The organism is Arthrobacter celericrescens, from assembly GCF_003614925.1.
GTDB classification, from domain to species: domain Bacteria; phylum Actinomycetota; class Actinomycetes; order Actinomycetales; family Micrococcaceae; genus Arthrobacter; species Arthrobacter celericrescens.
Window position 1 is genome coordinate 1 of the sequence record NZ_QYLP01000027.1, and the last position, 21385, is coordinate 21385.

Below are 21385 nucleotides of genomic sequence, written 5' to 3' on the forward strand. Positions count from 1 at the left end.
GCCAGGTCAAAGCCCGGAAACAACCCACCCAAGTGTCCACAATGTCCTGAGACAGAAATGTCCACGATGTCCTGAGACATCACACGCCCAAATTTGAGCGGGTATCCCACATTTCGGCGGGCGAAAGTCTTCAGGGCCGGAGTCGCTGCCGGGGTTGCTCCCACCGACCCGGCACCCCCTGGGCCCCGCGCCTCAGCGGGCCGGTACGACGGCGATGGCCGTGTCCGCGGGCGCCTTCACCGGGAGGATCACGAGGAGCCCGGCCAGCAGCACCACCATGATCCCGAGGATTCCCCAGCGCTGCGCTTCCCCGGCGGCCACCAGGGGCGTGGCGATGGTGATGCAGAGCGTGAACAGGGTGGGTGCGAGGAAGCTGACCGCCCGCCCGGTGGTGGCGTAGAGGCCGAACAGTTCCCCGGACTCGCCGTCGGGTGCCAGCCGGGCCAGGTAGGCGCGGGACGAGGCCTGGGCCGGGCCCACGAACAGGCACAGCAGCAGGCCGAACGTCCAGAAGGTGCTGCCCCCGCTCCAGGCAGCGCCGAAGAAGGAATAGCTGCCGTTGCCGAGGGCGAGGATCGCGGTGCCGGCAACGAGCAGCCCGATCAGCGCAATGACGATGACGGCCTTGGGCCCGATCCGGTCATCGAGGAGCCCGCCGATGATGGCGCCCACGGCTGCCACGATGTTCCCGAAGATCGCGAAGAAGATGACTTCCCTGAGTTCGAAGCCGAACGTGCCGGCCGCGATGACTCCGCCGAAGGTGAAGACGGCGGCCAGCCCGTCGCGGAAGATGGCGCTGGCGAGGAGGAAATAGATGGTGTGCGGGCTGGTCTTGTAGATGGCGCCGATCCTGCGGAACAACAGCCGGTAGGACGCCAGGAAGCCGAGCCGCGCCTGTGCCTGCCGGGCGGGCAGTTCGGGCACGGCGAACAGGACGGGCAGCGCGAAGATGAAGAACCACAACGCCGAGAACACGGCCACCAGGCGGATGTTCAGCCCGTCGGTGGTCTGTGCTCCGAACCAGTCGAAGGATGGCTGTACGAACAGCTGCAGTACGGCCAGCAGGGCCACGATTCCGCCGAGGTACCCCATGCCCCAGCCGAAGCCGCTCACCTTGCCGATGTTGGCCGGCGTCGAGATCTGCGCGAGCATCGCGTTGTAGTTGACCCCGGCGAACTCGAAGAACACGTTGCCGAGCGCAATCAGGGTGACGCCCAGCAGCAGGAACTCCGGCCGGGGGAAGACGAAGAAGCACAGTCCGGTCAGCAGCGCGACCAGCGCGGTGTTGACCCCCAGCCACAGCTTGCGCCGCCCGCCGGCGTCGGAACGCTGGCCCGTGACCGGGGCGAGCAGCGCGATCGCCGCGCCCGCGATCGCCAGCGCTGCGCCCAGGGCCGCCGACGCCGCATCCTCGCCGCCGAAGGCATTGGACGTGAGATAGACGGTGAAGACGAAGGTGGTCATGACGGCGTTGAACGCCGCCGAACCCCAGTCCCAGGAGGCCCAGGCGAGGATCCGGCCCTTGGTCGATGCCGTGGTGCCGGCCGCCAGCTCCGAAGCGGGATGGGGAGTGTCGGGAACCGCTGTGGTGTCCATGGTGTGAATGCTATCGGCAGGCCGCTACGGAAACGTGGTTGTCACACCCGATTGATAAACTGTGGGGACCGAACCCAAAGTATGGCCGCCGGCTCCAACTCTTTGACAACTTTCATCCTGATTTAGCGGAGATAACAGTGATCACAGTCCTTGCCGTGACCTTTGCAGCGGCTGCTGTGGCGCCCTGGATCTTCCGGAAAATCGGGCGGAGTGCCTTCTATGTGCTGGCGGCGGTTCCCGCGGCTTCCCTTGTGTGGCTGATCGCGCAGTACGGCGCCGTGTACGGGGAAGGAAGCACCGGCGGCTTCATCGAGGAAAGCCTCCCGTGGATTCCCGAACTCAAGCTCGAATTCGCCTTCCGCATGGACGTGCTGTCCTGGGTGATGTCCCTGCTGGTCCTCGGCGTCGGCACCCTCGTGCTGGTCTACTGCGCCCGGTACTTCAAGGACAAGGACGACAACCTCGGCGGCTTCGGTGCCCAGCTCCTGGCCTTCGCCGGCGCCATGTTCGGCCTGGTCACCGCGGACGACCTGCTGATGATGTTCATCTTCTGGGAACTCACCACTGTCCTGTCCTATCTGCTGATCGGCTACGCCCGCACCCGCCTTTCCGCACGCCGCTCCGCCCTGCAGGCCCTGGTCGTCACCACCGCCGGCGGCCTGGCCATGCTTATCGGCCTCATCATCCTCGGCCAGTCCGCGGAGACCTACCGCATGTCCGCGATCCTCGCAGGCACGGAAGAACTCTTTGCCGGGCCCGCCCAGGGCGCCGTGAACGCTGCCGTCGTCCTGATCCTGGCCGGCGCCGTCACGAAGTCCGCGCTGCTGCCCTTCCATTTCTGGCTCCCCGGCGCCATGGCGGCCCCGACGCCGGTCAGCGCCTACCTGCACGCCGCCGCCATGGTGAAGGCTGGCATCTACATCGTGGCCCGCATGGCGCCGGGCTTCAGCGAGAGTCCGGCCTGGCTGCCCCTGGTGCTGGGCCTCGGCCTGGGCACCATGCTGCTGGGCGGATACCGTGCGCTGCGGCAGACCGACATCAAGCTCATCCTGGCCTACGGCACAGTCAGCCAGCTCGGCTTCCTCACCATGGTGGTGGGCCTCGGCCGTCCCGACGCCGCCCTGGCCGGCCTCGCCCTGCTGCTCGCGCATGGCCTGTTCAAGGCCGCGTTGTTCCTGGTGGTGGGCATCATCGACCACCAGTCCGGCACCCGCGACATCCGCAAGCTCTCCGGCGTCTACAAATCCTCGCGGGCGCTCGCCGTCACCGCCGGCCTGGCCGCCGCCTCCATGGCGGGAGTGCCCCCTCTGGCCGGATTCGTGGCGAAGGAATCCGTGTTCGAGGCGTTCGTGCATTACAGCGACGATCCCGCCTCCGGGGGCTGGGGCCTGGTGCTGCTCATCGGCCTGGTGCTCGGGTCCGTGCTGACCTTTGCCTACAGCGCCCGTTTCATGTGGGGTGCCTTCGCCAGCAAGCCGGGCCTGGAGCGGACCCCGTTCAAGGCGATCCGGCTGTCCTTCCTGGCCGCGCCCGCCATCCTGAGCGTGCTCAGCGTGGCGTACGGCCTGTGGCCGGTCCCGGCCGACGCCTGGATCCAGCCGTACGCTGCGCTCTTCGCCGAGCCAGGGCACGACGCCGGTGCCCCCGACGCCGGTGCGGGGCACCTTGCGCTGTGGCACGGCCTCACGCCGGCGCTGGGCCTGACCGCCGTCACCTTCGCGGCCGGCCTCGCCATGTTCTACTGGCGCAACGCTGTCTCCCGGGCCCAAAGCCGGGTGCCGGACTGGGTGGACGGCGACCGCGCCTACCAGCGCACCATCGGAGCCCTGGACGACGTGGCCGTGTGGGTCACGGGACGCACCCAGCGCGGTTCACTGTACTTCTACCTGGCCGTGATCCTCACCGTCGCCTTCGCCGTGCCGCTGAGCGTGCTGCTTGTCTCCAACAAGCCGCTGCCCGGCGGGCTCTACATCGTGGACCCGAATTCGCCGCTGCAACTGGTCGCGGCCGCGGGCATCATCGCGGGGGCCCTGGCCGCGGTGCGCGCCAACAAGCGCTTCCTTGCGGTCCTGATGGTCTCGGTGACCGGGTACGGCATCGCCCTGATGTTCGCGCTGCAGGGCGCCCCCGACCTCGCCCTGACCCAGATGCTCGTGGAAACCATCATCCTGGTGGCCTTCGTCCTGGCCATGCGCAGCCTGCCCGCCGAACTGCGGGACCGCACGGGCGGCAGGCTCCGCGTGGTCCGCATCATCATCGGCGCCGCATTCGGGGTGACCATGATCTTCGTGGCGATCTACGCCATGGGAGCCCGGGTGGCGGAACCGGTGTCCCTGGCCTTCCCGCAGCTGGCCTACGAAGGCGGCGGCGGGCTCAACGTGGTCAACGTGACCCTCGTGGACATTCGGGCCTGGGACACCTTCGGCGAGATCTCGGTGTTGGCCGTGGCCGCCACCGGCGTGGCCAGCCTGATCTTCATCCGCAGCCGCGGCGAACGGATCAACCGCGCCGCCGTCATGCCGGAAGGCACCGTGGGGCGCCGCACCGCCGTCGGGAACGACTCCAAGGAGCACGCCTCCCTGCACGTGGCACGCCGCTTCGCCGGCAAGGCCGGGGACCCCTGGCTGGTGGCCGGCCGCACCCTGGCACCCGAGCGGCGATCCATCATCTTCGAAGTGGTCACCCGGCTGATCTTCCATTCGATGATCATCTTCTCCGTGTACCTGCTGCTCGCCGGGCACAACCTCCCCGGCGGCGGCTTCGCGGGCGGACTCATGGCCGGGCTAGCCCTGACCGTCCGCTACCTCGCCGGGGGCCGCTTCGAACTGCGCGAGGCCGCCCCGATCAGCGCCGGCATGCTGCTCGGCACCGGCCTGGCCCTGGCGGCGCTCACCGGCCTGGTCCCGCTGTTCCTCGGCGGCCAGGCGTTCCAAAGCGCCATCATCGAGTTCTGGCTGCCGGTCTTCGGGGACATCAAGTTCGTCACCTCCACGCTCTTCGACATCGGCGTGTACCTCGTGGTGGTCGGCCTGGCGCTGGACGTGCTGCGCAGCCTGGGCGCCGAGATCGACGAACACTTCGACGAAGCGTCCGGCCCGGCCGGTGCCGCCCCAGGAGAAGCCGAACAAGCAGGGGCACCACAAGAAGAAGCCCCGCAGGAAGAAACCGTCCTGGCCACCGGAAGCGAAAGGGACAACGCATGAGCGTCAATCTGACCCTTTTGCTGGTCATGGGCGTGCTGTACGCCTGCGGGATCTACCTGATCCTGGAACGCAGCCTTACCCGGGTGCTGCTCGGGCTGGTCCTGCTGGCCAACGCCACCAACCTGCTGATCCTGGCCACGGGCGGCTACGCGGGCCTGGCGCCGTTCTTCAGCAAGGGCACCGACGCTGGGGATTACAACGACCCCCTGCCGCAGGCCCTGATCCTGACGTCGATCGTGATCTCCTTCGCCGTCACCGCGTTCATGCTCGGCATCATCTACCGCACCTGGGCCCTCGCCCGGCAGGACGACATCCAGGACGACGCCGAGGACCGCCGCGTGGCCAAGACCCCGAGCTTCGACGCCGAGGACGACGCCGAAGTGCCCCAGGAAACCTCGGAGTTCCCGCTCGCTGCGGTCGCCGCCGGCCACACGCCCGACCATCCGGCGGCGGCTGACCATCCCGGACTACCGGGAAGCACACCACTGAACGACGACGAAGGAGGAGGACCGCGATGAACGCAGCAAGCCTGGCGCCGCTCGCCGTCGTCCTTCCCATCCTCGGTGCCGCCCTCACCTTCGCGCTCAACCGCAATCCGGTGGCCCAGCGGACGGTCAGCATCGGCCTGCTGGCCCTGACCCTGCTGCTGGAATGCTGGCTCCTGGCCGCCGTCTGGACCACGGGCACCTCCTCCGTGACGCTGGGCGGCTGGCTCCCGCCGTTCGGCGTGGTGATGGTGGTGGACCAGTTCTCCTCGCTGATGCTGGTGGTGTCCTCCGTGGTCAGCCTCGCCGTGCTGGTTTACGCCACCGGGCAGGGCATGGCCGACGGCGACCAGGAAGCGCCCGTCTCGATCTTCCACCCCACGTACCTGATCCTGGTGGCCGGGGTGTCCAACGCCTTCCTGACCGGCGACCTCTTCAATCTCTACGTGGGCTTCGAGATTCTGCTGACCGCAAGCTACGTGTTGATGACCCTCGGCGGCACGGGGCCGCGCATCCGGGCCGGCGTCACCTACGTGGTGGTGTCCGTGGTGTCCTCCGTGCTGTTCCTGATCGCGATCGCCATGATCTACGGGGCCACCGGGACCATCACCATGGCCGACCTCGCCGTGAAGCTGGCCGAACTGGACCCCGCCACCCGGAACCTGCTGCACGTGATGCTGCTGGTGGCCTTCGGCATCAAGGCCGCCGTGTTCCCGCTGTCCTTCTGGCTGCCGGACTCCTACCCGACGGCGCCGGCGCCGGTCACGGCCGTGTTCGCCGGCCTGCTCACGAAGGTGGGCGTCTACGCCATGGTGCGCACGGAGACGCTGCTGTTCCCCGGCGACACCCTCAACACCCCGCTCATGGTGGTGGCGCTGCTGACCATGGTGGTGGGGATCCTGGGTGCTCTGGCGCAGAGCGACATCAAACGTCTGCTCTCGTTCACACTGGTCAGCCACATCGGCTACATGGTGTTCGGCCTGGCCATGTCGTCCGTGACCGGGCTGGCCGCCGCCGTGTTCTACGTGGCCCACCACATCACCGTGCAGACCAGCCTCTTCCTGGTCACGGGCCTGATCGAACGGCGCGGCGGCAGTTCCTCCATGGACCGTCTGGGCGGCCTGGCCAAGCTGTCCCCGTTGCTCGCGCTGCTCTTCTTCGTGCCGGCGATGAACCTGGCCGGCATCCCGCCGTTCTCCGGGTTCCTCGGCAAGGTGGGGCTGCTGCAGGCCGGCATGGAACTGGGCACGCCGCTGGCCATCACCCTCGTGGCGGGCGGCGTGCTGACCAGCCTGCTCACCCTGCTGGCGATCGCCCGCGTCTGGAACCGCGCCTTCTGGCGCAAACCGGACGACGCCGAGTACCCGGATCCCGTGCTGAAGGACACCGCCGCTGTGGGGCTGCTTCCCCGGACGATGGTGGGCTCGACGGCGGCGCTGGTGGTTTTCGGGGTGGCGCTCACGGTGTTCGCCGGGCCCCTGTTCCAGCTCGCCGGGAACTCGGCGGAACAAATGCTGGACCGCACCGCCTACATCCAGTCCGTGCTGGGGGCTGACGCCACGGTTCCGGGGATCGCGGCGCCGGGTGGCGGCACTGGCCCGAGCCTGCAGGGAGGCGCGAAATGAGCCGCAAACCGATTTCCCTGCGCACCGAACTGCCCCTGCTGATCTGGCTCGTCATCGTGTGGGGTGCCCTGTGGCGGGACTTCAGCCCCGGCAACCTCCTGTTCGGCGCCCTGATCGCCCTGGTGGTGGCCAGGATCTTCTACCTGCCGCCGGTGGAGCTGAGCGGCCGGTTCAACGTGCTGCGCGCCTTCCCCTTCGCCCTGGTGTTCCTCGCCAAAGTGGTGGCAGCGAGCTTCCAGGTCATCTACCTGGCGGTGGCCAAAGGACCCAAGGTGGTCAACGCCGTCGTCGAGGTCCCACTGAGGAGCCATTCGGACCTCATGGTGACTGCCACCGGGCACGTGCTGTCCCTGATCCCGGGCTCGCTGGTGGTGGAGGTGGACCGGTCGACATCCACGCTCTACATCCACGGCCTGGACATCCGGGACGAGGCCGACGCCGCCAGGCTTCGCAAGGAAGTCCAGGACACCGAGGCCGGGCTGATCCGGATCATGGGCACCAAGGCCGAACTGGAAGCCCTGGAAGCCGAAACGGCCCCGCCAGCCGCCGGAACCACTAAGGGAGCAACGCCATGAAGGACGCAGTGCTGATCATCACGGCGGTGGTCCTCACCCTGGCCGCCGCCGGCGCGATCGTGCGGATCGCCGTCGGGCCGTCCCTGCTGGACCGGGTGCTGGCCTCGGACGTGCTGCTGGGGATCGTGGGCGCCGCGCTCGCCATCGACATGGCCGTCAACCGGCACCTTAACAACCTGTTCCTGCTGGTGGCGCTGACGCTGATCGGCTTCATCGGATCGGTGACTGTGGCCCGCTTCGTGTCCGACCGGAGGGGGCAGGCCAATGACTCCTGAGGCTGGCGGCGTAGACGCCGTGATCGATGCCGTGACGGCCGTGTTCCTGGTGCTCGGGGCGCTGATGTCGCTCACCGCGACCATCGGACTGCTGCGCTTCCCGGACCTGATGAGCCGGATGCACGCCGCCACCAAACCCCAGGTGCTGGGCCTGTTCCTGCTGCTCGCGGCGATCGGCCTGCAGATGCGGCAGTGGTGGGTGTGGCCGGTACTGGTGGTGGCCTGGATCTTCCAGCTGCTCACCGTGCCCGTGTCCGCCCACATGGTGGGCCGCGCCGGCTACCGCACCAAGCACCTGCACCCGGAACTGCTCAGCGTGGATGAGCTCGAAGCCGTGGTGCGGCGCTCGGCCGCGGAACAGGAAGGAACGGGAACCGGCCCGGCCTCTACGGCCGGTTCGGCTGAGGATCCGGAACTAGACGATGTCCTGGGTCTTGGCGAAGCGGGTGATGGCGCGCTGCGTGGCGCGGCTGGTCAGAACCTGGATGATCGCGGTGACGGCCGAGGAGACCAGGGCGAAGGCAAGGGCTGAGCGCAGGCTGGTTTCCATGTCGTCGTGGCCCTTGGGCGGTTTGTTCCCGGTGGCCTTTTCCCAGACGCCGTTGACCAGTTTGGTGGCCACGAATCCTGCGCCCATGCCGACGCCGGCGCCAAGCAGTTTGAAAAAGATGTTCATTCCGGAGCTCCTTGCGGGAGGAAACAGGACCAGCCCCAGCCTAACCCGGTTCCTTCCATCGACTGCTTAGCAAGTGTCGTTTTGGGCGCCCAAAACGACAGCTATGGAGCAGTCGACGGCGGCTTCTGGCGGCGGCGCTCGAAGAAGGCCTTGAGGGCGCCCGGTTCGGGGCGGACCGGAACGATGTCCCGTACGACGGCGAGTGCGGCCCCGGTGCTGCCGAGCCGGAGCAGTTCCTCCAGCAGCACCAGAGTGGGCGGCATAAGCTTGAGCGCCCCCGCGGCTTCGCCCTCGAGGATCGCGCGCACCGGCATCCACAGCGACTGCCAGGCCTCGGTGGTCTGGTGCCGTGCCTCGTCCTCCGGCGCGGGCGCGGCCAGGTAGAAGTAGGTGTCGAAGCGCTTGGGCTGGTCCTCCGGGGTGACCCAGTTGGCCCACGGCCGCAGCAGGCCGGCGTCGAGCACCAAGCCCGCTTCCTCTTCGACTTCGCGCAGGGCCGCGGCAAGGACCCGGCCCGCGTTGTGCCGCGCGGTGCCGGCGTCGTCGGCGCCGATGCTGCAGCGGCGCCAGGCCTGCGTGTGCTGCCGTGCGATATCGTCCGCGAACGCCCAGCCGCTGCCATCGACGGCGTCCACCCGGCCACCGGGGAACACCACCATTCCGGCCGCGAAGTCCATGGTGGACACCCGGTGCTGGACGAAGACTTCCGGGCCGTCGGCGCCGTCCCGCAGCAGGACCACGCTCGCGGCAAGCCGGGCCTCGGGCACTGCGGGAACACCGTCGGGGGCCTCCCCGGGCGCGGCTGAAGGCGCGGTGGCGTGCCCATTGCCGGGGGCCGGGGCCTCTCCGGGCCCGCTGCTTTCGGCCATGAACGCTCCTTTGCTCGTGCTGCGCGCGACGATTCTGCCGGATCACACCTGCAGTCACTCCACCGTACCCGCGCTGTGGCGGGCCAGGGTCCGGCGGGGCCCGGGGTGATCCAGCAGAATGTGCACGGACCGAAGCAATGTGACCGCCCGCCCCACAACCGAAGGACGCCCCGCAAGCCCCGAGGTGTAAACTGGAGCACGCCCAAAAGGGCAATTGATAACGACAGGGGAGCGCCGCCGTCGGGCTGCAGCAGCAGAACGAAGGAAGGGCGCTGAGAGTGCGGAACACCGCAGACCCTCGAACCTGATCCGGTTAGTACCGGCGCAAGGGAGTCGAGTTCTCAGAGTGACCGGTGGCCGGGAAACAAGGGCCGGGCAACACTTTCCCCTCCTGTTCCTCAGGAGGACACAATGACTGGTATTTCTTCGACGCCGGCTTCCAGTAAGACCGGCTACAGCTGGCGCGTGGTGGACATCGTGGTGGCGGCCCTGATCGCCGTCGCCGGCGGCGTGATCTTCTGGGCCTGGTCCCAGGGTGCCACCCTGATCACCCCGGCTACCGCGGCCTACCCGCCCCTGTCCGGCCTCTACGCCGGCGGCTGGATGATCCCGGCCGTGCTTGGCATGCTCATCATCCGCAAGCCGGGCGCCGCGCTCTTCTGCGAAACCGTGGCCGCCACCGGCGAGCTGATCATGGGTTCCCAGTACGGCACCACCGTGCTGATCTCCGGCGTGCTCCAGGGCCTCGGCGCTGAACTGGTGTTCGCTGCATTCAGGTACAAGAAGTTCAACCTGCCCGTGGCGCTGCTGGCCGGTGCGGGCTCGGGCCTGTTCTGCGGCCTGAACGACTCCTTCGCTCCGTGGGGCTGGAACATTGCCTACGGCGCCGGTGACAAGCTCGCCTACATCGTGTTCTGCGCCATCTCCGGTGCGGTCATTGCAGGTGCCCTGTCCTGGATCGCCACCCGCGGCCTGGCCAAGACCGGCGTGCTGAGTTCCTTCGCCTCGCGCAAGGCTGCCAGCGAGCCCGTCTTCTCCTGATGCCTGAGGCTCCCACAGCCGTCCGCCCCGCCGCCGTCTCCGCCCAAGGCTGGGGCTGGCGGCATGCGGGCCGTAGCACCCAAGCCGTGCACGGCCTGGACCTGGCGATCCGGCCCGGTGAGCGTGTGCTCCTCCTCGGCCCCTCCGGTGCCGGGAAGTCCACGCTGCTGCACGCCCTGGCCGGGGTCCTCGGCGACGAGGACGACGACGCCGATGAAACCGGCTCGCTGCTGATCGACGGCGCGGCTCCGCGCGCCCAGCGCGGCCGGGCGGGCCTCATGCAGCAGGACCCGGAGACCCAGGTGGTCCTCTCGCGCCTCGGCGACGACGTCGCCTTCGGTGCCGAGAACCTGGCCGTGCCGCCCGGCGACATCTGGGCGCGCGTGCACGAGGCAATCGACGACGTCGGGCTGGCCGGCTTCCCGCTGGACCACCCGACGTCGGCCCTCTCCGGAGGGCAAAAGCAGCGCCTGGCGCTCGCCGGCATCCTGGCGATGCGGCCCGGGCTGATCCTGCTGGATGAACCGACCGCGAACCTGGACCCGGCCGGCGTGCTGGAGGTGCGGGACGCCGTCGGGCGCTGCCTGGACAAGACCGGCGCCACGCTGGTGGTCGTGGAGCACCGGGTTTCCGTGTGGAAAGACCTCGTGGACCGGATCGTCGTGCTGCAGCCGGGAAGCTCCTCCGAGCCCGCGGTCCTGCTGGATGGCCCGCCGGACACGGTATTGGAGCAGGCCCGCGGCATGCTGGCCGCCGCCGGTGTGTGGGTGCCGGGCTACGTGCCGGCGACGCGCGCACGGGTGGGGACGGCCAGCGGGGAGCTCCTCCTCAGCGCCGCCGATCTTGCTGTTTCCCGGGAGCGGCCGCGTCGCCGGGGCTTCAAGACCATTCCGCCGGTCCCGGCGCAGTCCGGCCTCGGCGCCGACGTCGTCGCCGGGCACGCCCTGACCATCACCGGTCCCAACGGCGCGGGCAAGTCCACCTTCGCGCTGACCCTCGCCGGGCTGCTGGCGCCGGTCGCGGGGACGGTGAGTGCCGGCGTCGGGCTGGCCGATGGAGCCGGAAGCGATCCGTACGCGTGGAAGGCCCAGCAGCTGATTTCCCGGATCGGGACCGTATTCCAGGAGCCCGAGCACCAGTTCGTCACGGGCCGGGTGCTGGACGAGCTCATGTTCGGGCCCCGGCACCTGGGGCACGGCGAGGAGCGCGTGGACGAACTGCTCGAGCGCCTGCGCCTGACGCACCTGGTGGATGCCAACCCGTACACGCTCTCCGGCGGCGAGAAGCGCAGGCTGTCCGTGGCCACGGTGCTGGCGGCGAGCCCCAAGGTTCTGGTGCTGGACGAGCCAACCTTCGGCCAGGACGCCAACACCTGGGCCGAACTCGCGTCCTTCCTGTCCGAACTGCTCGACGCCGGAACCGCCGTGGTCTCCGTGACGCACGACCAGGAATTCAGTGCGGTCCTCGGCGGCACCGAACTGCGGCTCGACTCCGCAGCCGCCGCCTACACGGAAGCGGGTGCCGCATGAGGGAAGCCATGAGCCTGCACGGCACCCACGCCCTCCTCACCCGGGCCAACCCGCTGGCGAAATTCGTGGCCGTCTTCGCGATCACCCTGGTGCTGGCCCTGTCCATCGACTGGGTGTCCGCGTCCACCGCCCTGCTCGCCGAGTTCGCCCTGTTCCCGCTGGCCGGCTTGACCCTTCGCCTGCTGTGGCAGCGCGGCTGGCCGCTGATCCTCGCGGCCGCCCTGGGGGGCTGGAGCACCGCGATCCTGTCGGCGGACAGCGGAAAAACACTGCTCGACGTCGGCATCTGGTCCATGAGCGAAGGCTCGCTTGAGACGGGGCTGGGGTTCATGTTGCGCGGCCTGGCGATCGCCCTGCCGGCGATCCTGCTGATGAGCTGCACCGACCCGACCGACCTTGCCGACGCCTTGGCGCAAAAGGCGAAGCTCCCGCACCGCTTCGTGCTGGGGACCCTGGCCGCGATGCGCCTGGTGGGGCTCATGGCCGAGGAATGGCAGACCATCGGCATGGCCCGCCGTGCCCGCGGCGTCGGCTCGCACGGCAGCCCCCTGCAGCGGCTCCGGGCAACCCTGGGCCAGAGCTTCGGCCTGCTGGTCCAGGCCGTGCGCCGGGCCTCGAGGCTCGCTGTGACGATGGAGGCGCGGGGCTTCGGCGGCTCCGAGCGGAGCTGGGCGCGGGAATCGACGTACTCGCTGCTGGACGTATGGGTGCTGCTGGGCGGGGTGGTCATCTCTGCCGGGGCCGTGCTGGCAGCCATCGCGGGCGGGACCTGGAACTTCGTCTTCTAGGCCGGTGTATTCGGCGGGCCTACACCACCGGCGCCTTCTCGAACCGCTCCCGCGTCAGGAATGCCAGCTGTGCCTCTTTCTCGGCCAGCTGGATCTTCGGCCCCAGCTCGAAGCAGGTGGTCCTGAGCCGGCGGATCGCCTTGCTGTTGCGGGCGTCCGGCTCCACAATGATCCGGTCGATCGCCGGATCCGCGAACAGGTACCGGATCAGCACGCTCACCAGCCGGGGCGTGAAGTGCGGAACGGGCTGCGACGCGGGAGCCAGGAGTAGGTGCATGCCGGCGTCCTCGGCCCGGGCCGGGTAGGCCTCGCTGACCGGATCGTGCAGCGGCTCGTAGCTCTGGAACAGGGCCACGGGCTGCTCGTCCAAGAGCGCCAGGAACGCGTGGTGTGTCTCCAGCGAGTCCAGGAACTGGTAGATCTCCAATACCTCCTCGCGGCTGTGCTCAAGCATGCCCCAGAACCGGGCGCGCTCTTCGCGGACCCAGCCGTAGACCAGTTCGAGGTCCTCCTCGGGGCGCAGCGGGACGATCCGTACCGCTCCCCAGGGGTGCTCCTCGCTGTGGACGGCCTCCCGGAGGCTGTAGCCAGCGGATGCGGTGGTGTTCATTGGGTCCTTCCCAAGAGGTTGGCGGTGTGTGCTTCGGGGACGAGCTTGTCCCAGCCGGTCTCGATCGGCGCGAGTTCCCCGGCGGCCCACAGCGGGAGCTGGTCCGCGAAGTGCGAGTCCCCGGGTGTCCCGGAGGCGCCGAAGGGCACGATCCACCGGCTGTTGCGCCGGTCCGACAGGTCCCAGACGTAGCGCGCCACGGAGCCGCGGAAGCTGCGGTCCTCGACGCCGGGGAGGCTTTCCGTGGACAGGACGCAGTTGGTGTCGCCGGACAGCGGCGTGACCGGGAAGTCTGCGATGCCGCCGGGCAGTTCGTGCACGGGCAGCAGCGTGTGCCTGGCGCCCCAGGCCGCGCCCGGCAGCCCCGCTGCTTCCTCCAGGGCGGCCGCCGCCTCGGCGGGGAGGTCGATCCCCAGTTCCGCTCCGCGTGCCAGCAGGGTCTCGACGGCGAAACCCACCCGGGAGGCGACGGACAACCAAGGCCCGAACAAGGGGGAGTATCCGTGCGGTGCTGCTAACGGCGCCAGCGCCGGGTGTGCGGCGAGGCGCCGGACCAGGGCCGAGCGCCACGCCGCGAAGGCACCCGCGCCGGTACTGTCCGCATCCATTCGGCCATCCCAGGCGAGGATCCGGGCCCGCAGCCGCGAGGCGGCGGACTCCGCAGCGGAAGCCGGCTTTGCGACGGAAGCCGGCCCGCCGCCGTCGGGCACTTTCAGCGACTCCAGCAGCGCACGGAACGGCGGGAGCGAGCCCAGCAGGGTGTCCGCATGGATCGCCTGCATGTCGTGCACATCCTGGGGCGCGGAGACGTCGAGCAGTTCGGTGATTCTCCGCGCGCGGTGGGCCGGGGCGAACTCCATGCCCACGCGGTTCGCGTCGCCGGTGCCGCAGCCGGCCGCGGCGCGGTCGTTGGCGCTGACGGCGAAGCCGGAAATGTCGCGGCTGGGCAGGACCACGTGGCCGTCCCACTGGTGCCCGGCGGACCAGGCGGGGACCGGCAGCTTGCGGTTCTCCGGGCTGCGCTGCGGGACGACGCCGGCCAGGAAGTGCCGCACGCCGCCCGACGTGTCCGCGGCCACCACGCTGTTGACCGGTTCCACCCAGGCGGAAAGCGCGGCTTCCACTTGGCCGACGGTGCTGCTGCGCAGCAGGGGCAGGAGGGCCTCGAAGCCGAGCCGGGCTTCCGCGCGGGCCGGGATCCGCAGGCTGAGCACCCGCTCCACGCCGCCGTCGGACGCGCCGGGCACCCCGGTGCCGGGCACGGTCGCGATCACCGGACCGCGTGCGGTCTCCAGGACCTCGACTTCCTCGGCGGCGCCGCCGAGGACCCGGATGGTCTCGTGGCGGACATGGACGGGCTCCCAGCCATGTGGCCCGCGCGCCTCGACAGTGCCGGGAACGGCGGCACCATCGGGAGCACCGCCGTCGGGAGTCCTGCGCAGCTCCTCGACATATAGGTCCTGGTAGTCCGCCATCGCGTTGGTGATGGCCCACGCAGCCTTGCCGTTGTGGCCGAAGTGCGGCAGGCCGGGCACCCCCGGGAAGGCGAGGCCGACGGCGTCGAACTCCGGGCACGCGAGCCGCACCTGCTGGTATACGCCGGGCAGTTCGAGGAGGCGGTGCGGGTCGCCCGCGATCAGGGGCGAGCCCGAAACCGTCCGCGAACCGTGAACCGCCCAGGCGTTGCTGCCGGACCACACGGGCGCCTCGATACTGAAGAGCTCCACGGCCTCGGGCCCGAGGGTCGCGGCCACATGGGCGCGGAACAGCTTGTTGGGGAAGGTGGAGAACAGGATGTGCTGGACCAGGAAGACGCCCATCGGGGTCCACGGGTTCCACGGTTCCGGCTGCGTGCCCGCGGAGTCGAATTCGGCGCCGCCGCGCAGCCCGTCGTCGAGCGCGCTGTTGACGCCGTCAACGTAGCTTTCGCACCAGAGCCGGGTGCCGGCGTCGAGCGCTTCGAAGCAGCGGCGGGCGGTGTGGTCCAGCCGGGCCTGCCGCGCGAAGCGGTCCCAGTGCAGTCCTTCCGCGCCGAAGACTTCTGCGGTGCGGCCTTCGGAGCGGCGGCGCTCGAGCTCGATCTGCCAGGAACGGTCAGTTGCCGCATTGCGGCCCTGCAGGAACGAGAGCTCGCCGGCGGTCGCGGCCCACAGGTGGGGAATGCCCCAGCGGTCGCGGAAGACCGCGGGGCCGTCGGCAGGACGTGGAGAAGTCATGGAATCCGATTTCTTAGCTTAGGCTTACCTAAGCTCACGATAGGGGCCAGTGTGCGTGTGTGCCAAACCCGGGCCTCTTCGTGACGTTTGTGGGGCAGACTGAAATTTCCGTGAACCTTTTCTCCGGGATCGGGCAATACAGGATGTGAACACAGACAGAGACATCATCAGGCGGTCGCGGGACAGACCCGCCGAGTTCGCCGCGCTCTACGACCGGCACGCCTCGGTCATCTACCGGTATGCGGCCCGGCGCGCCGGTGATTTCGTGGCCGACGACGTCACTTCGGAGACCTTCCTTGTCGCGTTTGAGTGCCTGGATTCCTTCGACGAGCGCCGGGAAGACGCGCGGCCCTGGCTGTTCGGCATCGCCACCAACCTGCTCCGCCGGCACCACCGTGCCGAAGCCCGATTGCTGAAGGCCGCGGCGCGCTCCGCACCGCGGGAAGCCGGCGCGGACAGCACCGAGGGCATCGCGGCGCAGGTGGACGCCGCGGCGGCCATGGCCAAGCTGGCGAAGTGCCTCAAGGCCATGCCGGCCATCGACCGCGACACCCTGCTCCTCTACGCCTGGGCGGACCTCAGCTACGAGGGCATCGCCGACGCCATGGGCGTCCCCGTCGGGACCGTGCGATCACGCCTGAACCGTGCCCGACGCATCCTCCGCACCGGCCTGGGGCCGGAACCACTCGACGAAACGGAAAACGAACATGGACGACTTGCAGCTGCTCCGCGGGATGCGTAGCGACGTCGGTTCCGCGCCGCAGGCAACCCTGGCGCGGGGGCGGAAGCAACTCCTCAGCAGGATCGATGCCGGAACCGGCGGGGGAATGCCCGACGGCGGATCCCGCCGGCGGCGGACGGTGACCCGGCGGGTCCTGCTCGCCTCCGCCGCTGCGGCGGTCCTGGTGGGCGGAATCGTGGTGGCCGATGTTGTGGCTCCCGCCGGCAAGCCCGGTGCCACCGCCGAAGCGGCGGAAGTCCTCAACAATGCGGCCGCCGCCGCGATCAAGGCCTCCGATCCCGTCGTGAAACCGGGACAATATCTGAAGGTGGACACGAGGGCTGTTTACAGCCACCAAGTTTCGCGGTCGAATGGCACCACGGTTGCGTGGCTGGCGACGCAGGACAGCCAGCTCTATGTTCCGGCGGACAAATCTGGTGAATGGGTGTGGAACCGCACCCCACGAGTGCCCACGACCTTCTTCGGTCAAGAGGCAAAAGCCGAATACCAGAATCAAGAAGCCTTTAGGGAGAAGAACCCGGATCCCAGGGAGCCGAGGCTTGACGGCATCTTCCGAGGGCGGGCCGGGGCCTTCTACGACAGCCCGCCACAGATCATGGGGACGCCGCTTTTGGAAGCGATCAGGACCCTGCCCCGGGATCCGCGCAAGCTTCTGGATCTGATCTACGAAAAGAATGGGGATAAGGGGCAGACGCCGGAGAGCCAAGCCTTGACCACCATTGCAGACTCACTGCGCACCGGAGTTATTCCCGCCGATCTGCGGGCGGCAATGTACAAAGCGGCAGCGCTGATTCCCGGGGTGGTGGTGGCGGACAAGCAGGCCACCCTTGACGGGCGCAAGGGAATTGCCTTGGGCATTCACTGGGCCGAAGGGAAGATCCGGCAGGACATCATCATTGACCCGGGAACCGGCCTGATGATCGGTGAACGCATGGTTTCCCTCGCCGCGTTGGACGGGATCCCGGCGAACACGGCTTTTGGATGGACCGCCGTCAAGACCTCGGTGGTGGACTCGGCACCGTAGCTGGCTACCTCTCCTGGCGGGAGGGCTACTCGCGCCAGGAGAGGTAGCCGCTGCGGCCCTCGACCGGCACCAGCGACACGTCCCGGCCGTACTTCTTCTTCGCGTCGCTGCCGGAGAAGGCATCCGGCGTGATCCGGACGGCCTTGGAGACCTTGCCGTCATTGAGGAAGACGAAGAGCACGGGGGACGCGGTGTAGCGCATCTCCCGCGTGATCGCTTCGCCGAAGGCTGACTCGATTTCCGCGGCCGGAGTGCCTTCGGTGATGAAGCCGGCCTGGTCCCATTCGAAGTCGGTGGCGTCGGCCAGGCGCAGTTCGGTGCCGTTCCGTGCGGCCTCCAGCACGCGGTTGTCCAGCTTTTCGTTCGATTCGGGCATGGTTCCTCCTGATGAGCAGGCGCCCAGGGCGCCGGCCAAAACGGTTCCGAGCAAGAGCAGTGCCAGCCGGCGCGGCAGCGGCCTACTGGTGGTTGGCAGGGTCATGAAGTGGTCCTCGACTCGTCGTTGAATTCGGGGTCGTGGCCGTCGGCCGGCGGCGCGTTCCCGGCGTCGCCCGTTTGCTCCGGGCCGATTTCGTTGGAGGGGTGCGGCAGCAGGTCTTCGCCGACGACGACGGTATCGCCCTTCCTGACGGCCTCCTCCACGAGCCCGGCCAATTCCTCCGGGCTGGCGTCCGGGTGCGCCGCCGCGATGTTGCGCCCCACCTCGTTGTTGTAGAGGTCCATGGCTTCGCGCGGCCCCGGGTTGCCCGGGAGCTGTTCGTGGGCGGTGGCGTAGTCTTCCGCCCATTCCACGCCGAACTCCCTGGTCATCAAGGCGTTCCAGTAGGCGTGCCGGAAGGCGTCGTTGTGATCGTCGTTCCGGTCCGTGCTGGGGAAGCGCGCATCTGCTTCGCTGAAGGCGTCGTCGTGGATGCCCTTAAAGTCGTTCAGTTCGATCGGGCCGAGGCCGTTGAGCAGGTCGGCTTCCTTTTCGGTGACCGTCCGCTGGTCCACCACAAAGCGCAGCGGATCCCAGTCGCCTGGCCATTCCGTGGTCTCGGCGTCGCTGACCTGGTACTTTTCCAGGATTTCCTGCGGTGTGGGCCGGCCGTCCGGGCTTTGCGGCTCCGGGCTTTGCGGTGCGAGGCCCGGTCCGCCCGGCACCGCCATCGTGTTGATCCCGCCGCCGGAAGCGCCGGAGCTCTTTTCCTGCTCATCGGCGTTCTTCAGGGCCGACTTTGACGCCTCGGCAAGGCCATGGGAGGCCTTCTCCAGCAGGGGGCGGAAGCGGCCGTGCCAGTCCGCGGAGAACTGCTTCGCGTCCTGCCCGTGCCAGAACGAGCCCTTCGTGATCTGGGCGTCGATTTCGCGGGCCTTTCCGGAGATTTTTTCCGATCCGCCGGCCAGGGATTTCGACAGCTGTTTGAGTTGCTCGATGTCTGCGCCGTAGAAGGCCATGGTGTTCCCCCAAGTATTGTTGGTCCCATCCTTCGTGCGGAGGCGGCCCCGCCGCAATGGGGAGAAGTTCCCCGTTCGTCGGCGCAGGAGCGTGGGAGGCGCGGGCCCGCCGTCATCGTATATCGCACGAAGTGACTAGCGACACGCCAGGGTTGCCGAAATGACCAGAATGCGCAGCTGCATACATCATTTGTGATATGTCTTGAGTATGACTCAGCCGACCGCAGAACATGTTGGTGCCCTCCTCCGCGACGCCCGCGGAGAGAAGGGATGGACCCAGGGCCAGCTCGCCTCCGAGCTCGGCACCAGCCAGAGCGCCGTCGCCCGCATGGAACAAGGCAAGCAGAACCTCAGCCTGAAAATGATCGAGCGGCTCGAAACGATCTTCGGCCGCAGCATCGTCAAGGTCGGCAAGCCGCAGATGACCCACCTGCGGGTGGAAGGCGGACGCACGCTCTCCGGCGCCGTCGACGTCAACAGCAGCAAGAACGCCGGCGTCGCGCTCCTGTGCGCCAGCCTCATCAACCGCGGCACCACCACGCTGCGCCGCCTCGCGCGGATCGAGGAAGTCAACCGGATCGTCGAGGTGCTGACCTCCATCGGCGTCGAATGCACCTGGCTCAACGGCAACGATCTGCGCATCCGCCGCCCCGAAACCCTGGACCTGGAATCCATGGATGTCGATGCCGCCCGCCGCACCCGCAGCGTGATCATGCTGCTCGGCCCGCTGCTGGATGAGACGTCCGAATACAGGCTGCCCTACGCCGGGGGCTGCGACCTCGGCACCCGCACCGTGGAACCGCACATGCAGGCGCTGCGCCAGTTCGGCCTCTCCGTGGAGGCGACTTCCGGCTTCTATGTGGTCCAGGCGCCGCCCGCGGATGGGCACGACCGTTCTTTCGTCCTCACCGAACGCGGCGACACCGTCACCGAAAACGCCATCATGGCCGCCGCCCACCGCCGCGGCACCACGGTGATCCGCAACGCGAGCCCCAACTACATGGTCCAGGACCTCTGCTTCTACCTGCAGGGACTGGGCGTGGTGATCGACGGCGTCGGGACAACCACCCTGCGGATCACCGGCCGCCCGGCAATCGACGTCGACATCGAGTACTTCCCCTCCGAGGACCCGATCGAGGCGATGAGCCTCATCACTGCCGGCATCGTGACCAACTCCGAGGTGACCATCCGCCGGGTGCCGATCGAGTTCATGGAAATCGAATTGGCCACGCTGGAGCAGATGGGCCAGCAGCTGGACGTCTCCGGAGAATATTTTGCGCGCAACGGCCGCACCCGCCTGGTGGACGTCACCACCAAGCCCTCCTCGCTGCGGGCACCGGAAGACAAGATCCACCCGATGCCGTTCCCGGGCCTGAACATCGACAACCTGCCGTTCTTCGCGGTGATCGCGGGCAACGCCGAGGGCCAGACGATGATCCACGACTGGGTCTACGAGAACCGGGCGATCTACCTGACCGAGCTCAACCGCCTGGGTGCCCAGGTGCAGCTGCTGGACCCGCACCGGATCTACGTCAACGGCCCCACCAAATGGCGTGCGGCAGAGATCGGCTGCCCGCCGGCACTGCGCCCGGCCGCCTGCCTGCTGCTGGCGATGCTCGCCGCCCGCGGCACCTCGGAACTGCGCAACATCTACGTGATCGAGCGCGGCTACGAGGACCTGGCCGAGCGGCTGAACACCATCGGCGCCAGGATCGAGTACTTCCAGGACTAGCCGGGCGCACATTCTGCTGGATCACCCGCGGAAGCCCCTTGGCTGCGGGCAGGCGTCATGCTGCCACGCCCCGACAAGCCTGGGTGTGATCCAGCAGAATGTGTCCGCGGACGTGGCCGATACCCCGGCCACGCATCAGCATCGTCCGGATTTCCGCCATGACGTGGCCCGGGTTGTTCCAGACTTGCTCCGGGGCGTAGCTAAGCGTCCCGTAGCCCAGAAGCTGTGCCGCGTTCAGCCGGGCCATGTCTTTCCGCCAGTCCTCACGGGAACTGTGGAACTGGTAGCCATTGACTTCCACAATGAGCCATCCATCGACCAGGAAGTCCACCCGGCCTACGCCCTCGATTTCGACCTGGCACCGGAACTCCAAGCCCGCAGACTCGAACAGCAGGCGCGCGGATCTCCGGCACCGATTCGGAGATGCCGTTCGCCTTGGCTAGGAGTCTTCTGGCGTTTCCGTAGTAGTCGGCAGACAACTCGCCTTCCAGTAGTCGGCGCGGGATGCCGAAGGTTTTCATCGCCGACTGTGCCACTGCGATTGCATCCACCTCCGGCAGGCATGTGAGGCCATGGATCACAGTGTCTTCCACAGTTGCAAGGGGCACTGCTTCCGAGGACGGGAAGCGCGTGTAGCCGTGCCGGACGAACCCCCTGCCGCGGCAGTGCCGTGTGGCCAAATGGAGGCGTGCGGGTTTGTCCTTGAGCCACAGTCCGTAGCGCAGGGCAGCACTCGCGCAGGTGATCTGGCCGTTGTTGAGGATGGCTTTGAGATACTCGGGGTCGGCGGTCGGAAGCGCCCAAACCCCTTTTCGTGGTTGGCTGGCTCCCGCTGCAGCCAGTTGGCGGATGGCGGCGGGGGAGTAGCCCCTCGCGCGAAGCGCGCCGACTCGCGCGACGCCGCCGAGCCAGACCAGGTATTCGAGCGCATCCATTGCTCCAGCAAGCCACGGATATGAGGT

19 protein-coding genes, 1 pseudogene and 1 riboswitch are annotated in these 21385 nt (G+C 68.4%); of the genes and pseudogenes, 12 read left to right on the plus strand and 8 right to left on the minus strand.

The annotated features are described in order from the left end of the window. Nucleotides 1-192 precede the first annotated feature (192 nt). A complete protein-coding gene (locus D3654_RS06020) occupies nucleotides 193-1596 on the minus strand; it encodes an MFS transporter (RefSeq protein ID WP_120520620.1) in 1404 nt (467 codons plus the stop codon). Nucleotides 1597-1733: 137 nt separating this feature from the next. Here D3654_RS06020 and D3654_RS06025 point away from each other — a divergent pair, with 137 nt between their 5' ends. The 6 genes and pseudogenes from D3654_RS06025 to mnhG form a co-directional block, all read left to right on the plus strand. Continuing rightward, entirely contained in the window at nucleotides 1734-4799 is a 3066-nt protein-coding gene (locus D3654_RS06025) for a Na+/H+ antiporter subunit A (RefSeq protein ID WP_120520621.1), read from the plus strand. Continuing rightward, nucleotides 4796-5317: a Na(+)/H(+) antiporter subunit C gene (locus D3654_RS06030; RefSeq protein WP_074587370.1), complete on the plus strand. Its 522-nt coding sequence runs from the start codon at nucleotides 4796-4798 to the stop codon at nucleotides 5315-5317. The genes D3654_RS06025 and D3654_RS06030 overlap by 4 nt, the downstream gene beginning before the upstream one ends. Beyond that, nucleotides 5314-6909 carry a Na+/H+ antiporter subunit D gene (locus D3654_RS06035; RefSeq protein WP_120520622.1) on the plus strand — a complete coding sequence of 532 codons (1596 nt, stop codon included), beginning with the start codon at nucleotides 5314-5316 and terminating at the stop codon, nucleotides 6907-6909. Before D3654_RS06030 ends, D3654_RS06035 begins: the two co-directional genes overlap by 4 nt. Next, nucleotides 6906-7484: a Na+/H+ antiporter subunit E gene (locus D3654_RS06040; protein ID WP_120520623.1), complete on the plus strand. Its 579-nt coding sequence runs from the start codon at nucleotides 6906-6908 to the stop codon at nucleotides 7482-7484. The genes D3654_RS06035 and D3654_RS06040 overlap by 4 nt, the downstream gene beginning before the upstream one ends. Beyond that, entirely contained in the window at nucleotides 7481-7759 is a 279-nt protein-coding gene (locus D3654_RS06045) for an MrpF/PhaF family protein (protein WP_074587374.1), read from the plus strand. The genes D3654_RS06040 and D3654_RS06045 overlap by 4 nt, the downstream gene beginning before the upstream one ends. Continuing rightward, nucleotides 7749-8123, plus strand: a pseudogene (mnhG, locus tag D3654_RS06050) (monovalent cation/H(+) antiporter subunit G); the annotation flags it as partial. The gene D3654_RS06045 and the pseudogene mnhG, both read left to right, overlap by 11 nt. A gap of 51 nt (nucleotides 8124-8174) precedes the next feature. On the opposite strand, the gene D3654_RS06055 reads toward mnhG, so the two are convergent. Then, nucleotides 8175-8435, minus strand: coding sequence for a DUF4235 domain-containing protein (locus D3654_RS06055; RefSeq protein WP_074587375.1), 261 nt, complete (start codon nucleotides 8433-8435; stop codon nucleotides 8175-8177). Between the two features lie 101 nt (nucleotides 8436-8536). Continuing rightward, nucleotides 8537-9304: an NUDIX hydrolase gene (locus D3654_RS06060; RefSeq protein ID WP_120520625.1), complete on the minus strand. Its 768-nt coding sequence runs from the start codon at nucleotides 9302-9304 to the stop codon at nucleotides 8537-8539. A 215-nt stretch (nucleotides 9305-9519) separates the two neighbouring features. Beyond that, nucleotides 9520-9653, plus strand: a riboswitch (TPP riboswitch). A 62-nt stretch (nucleotides 9654-9715) separates the two neighbouring features. On the opposite strand from D3654_RS06060, the gene D3654_RS06065 reads away from it, so the two are divergent. The 3 genes from D3654_RS06065 to D3654_RS06075 are packed head-to-tail and all read left to right on the plus strand — an operon-like array spanning nucleotide 9716 to nucleotide 12662. Then, entirely contained in the window at nucleotides 9716-10345 is a 630-nt protein-coding gene (locus tag D3654_RS06065) for an ECF transporter S component (RefSeq protein WP_120520626.1), read from the plus strand. Then, nucleotides 10345-11874, plus strand: a complete 1530-nt coding sequence (locus tag D3654_RS06070; protein ID WP_120520627.1) for an ABC transporter ATP-binding protein — start codon at nucleotides 10345-10347, stop codon at nucleotides 11872-11874. Before D3654_RS06065 ends, D3654_RS06070 begins: the two co-directional genes overlap by 1 nt. Continuing rightward, nucleotides 11871-12662, plus strand: a complete 792-nt coding sequence (locus D3654_RS06075; protein WP_120520628.1) for an energy-coupling factor transporter transmembrane component T family protein — start codon at nucleotides 11871-11873, stop codon at nucleotides 12660-12662. The genes D3654_RS06070 and D3654_RS06075 overlap by 4 nt, the downstream gene beginning before the upstream one ends. Nucleotides 12663-12681: 19 nt before the next feature. On the opposite strand, the gene D3654_RS06080 is transcribed toward D3654_RS06075, so the two are convergent. Further along, the gene (locus D3654_RS06080) at nucleotides 12682-13272 is read right to left on the minus strand and encodes a GNAT family N-acetyltransferase (RefSeq protein WP_120520629.1); all 591 of its coding nucleotides are present in this window, start codon (nucleotides 13270-13272) and stop codon (nucleotides 12682-12684) included. Beyond that, entirely contained in the window at nucleotides 13269-15488 is a 2220-nt protein-coding gene (locus D3654_RS06085; RefSeq protein WP_120520630.1) for a penicillin acylase family protein, read from the minus strand. The genes D3654_RS06080 and D3654_RS06085 overlap by 4 nt, the downstream gene beginning before the upstream one ends. A 145-nt stretch (nucleotides 15489-15633) precedes the next feature. Here D3654_RS06085 and D3654_RS06090 point away from each other — a divergent pair, with 145 nt between their 5' ends. Then, the gene (locus tag D3654_RS06090) at nucleotides 15634-16230 is read left to right on the plus strand and encodes an RNA polymerase sigma factor (RefSeq protein WP_245413107.1); all 597 of its coding nucleotides are present in this window, start codon (nucleotides 15634-15636) and stop codon (nucleotides 16228-16230) included. Beyond that, a complete protein-coding gene (locus tag D3654_RS06095) occupies nucleotides 16223-17254 on the plus strand; it encodes a CU044_5270 family protein (RefSeq protein WP_245413108.1) in 1032 nt (343 codons plus the stop codon). Before D3654_RS06090 ends, D3654_RS06095 begins: the two co-directional genes overlap by 8 nt. Nucleotides 17255-17279: 25 nt before the next feature. On the opposite strand, the gene D3654_RS06100 is transcribed toward D3654_RS06095, so the two are convergent. Beyond that, nucleotides 17280-17735, minus strand: coding sequence for a hypothetical protein (locus D3654_RS06100; RefSeq protein WP_162943639.1), 456 nt, complete (start codon nucleotides 17733-17735; stop codon nucleotides 17280-17282). Then, the gene (locus D3654_RS06105; RefSeq protein ID WP_120520633.1) at nucleotides 17732-18691 is read right to left on the minus strand and encodes a WXG100 family type VII secretion target; all 960 of its coding nucleotides are present in this window, start codon (nucleotides 18689-18691) and stop codon (nucleotides 17732-17734) included. The genes D3654_RS06100 and D3654_RS06105 overlap by 4 nt, the downstream gene beginning before the upstream one ends. Nucleotides 18692-18899: 208 nt before the next feature. On the opposite strand from D3654_RS06105, the gene D3654_RS06110 reads away from it, so the two are divergent. Beyond that, entirely contained in the window at nucleotides 18900-20423 is a 1524-nt protein-coding gene (locus tag D3654_RS06110; protein ID WP_120520634.1) for a UDP-N-acetylglucosamine 1-carboxyvinyltransferase, read from the plus strand. Between the two features lie 55 nt (nucleotides 20424-20478). On the opposite strand, the gene D3654_RS06115 is transcribed toward D3654_RS06110, so the two are convergent. Beyond that, nucleotides 20479-20796 carry an endonuclease domain-containing protein gene (locus tag D3654_RS06115; RefSeq protein WP_162943640.1) on the minus strand — a complete coding sequence of 106 codons (318 nt, stop codon included), beginning with the start codon at nucleotides 20794-20796 and terminating at the stop codon, nucleotides 20479-20481. Nucleotides 20797-21385: the final 589 nt, after the last annotated feature.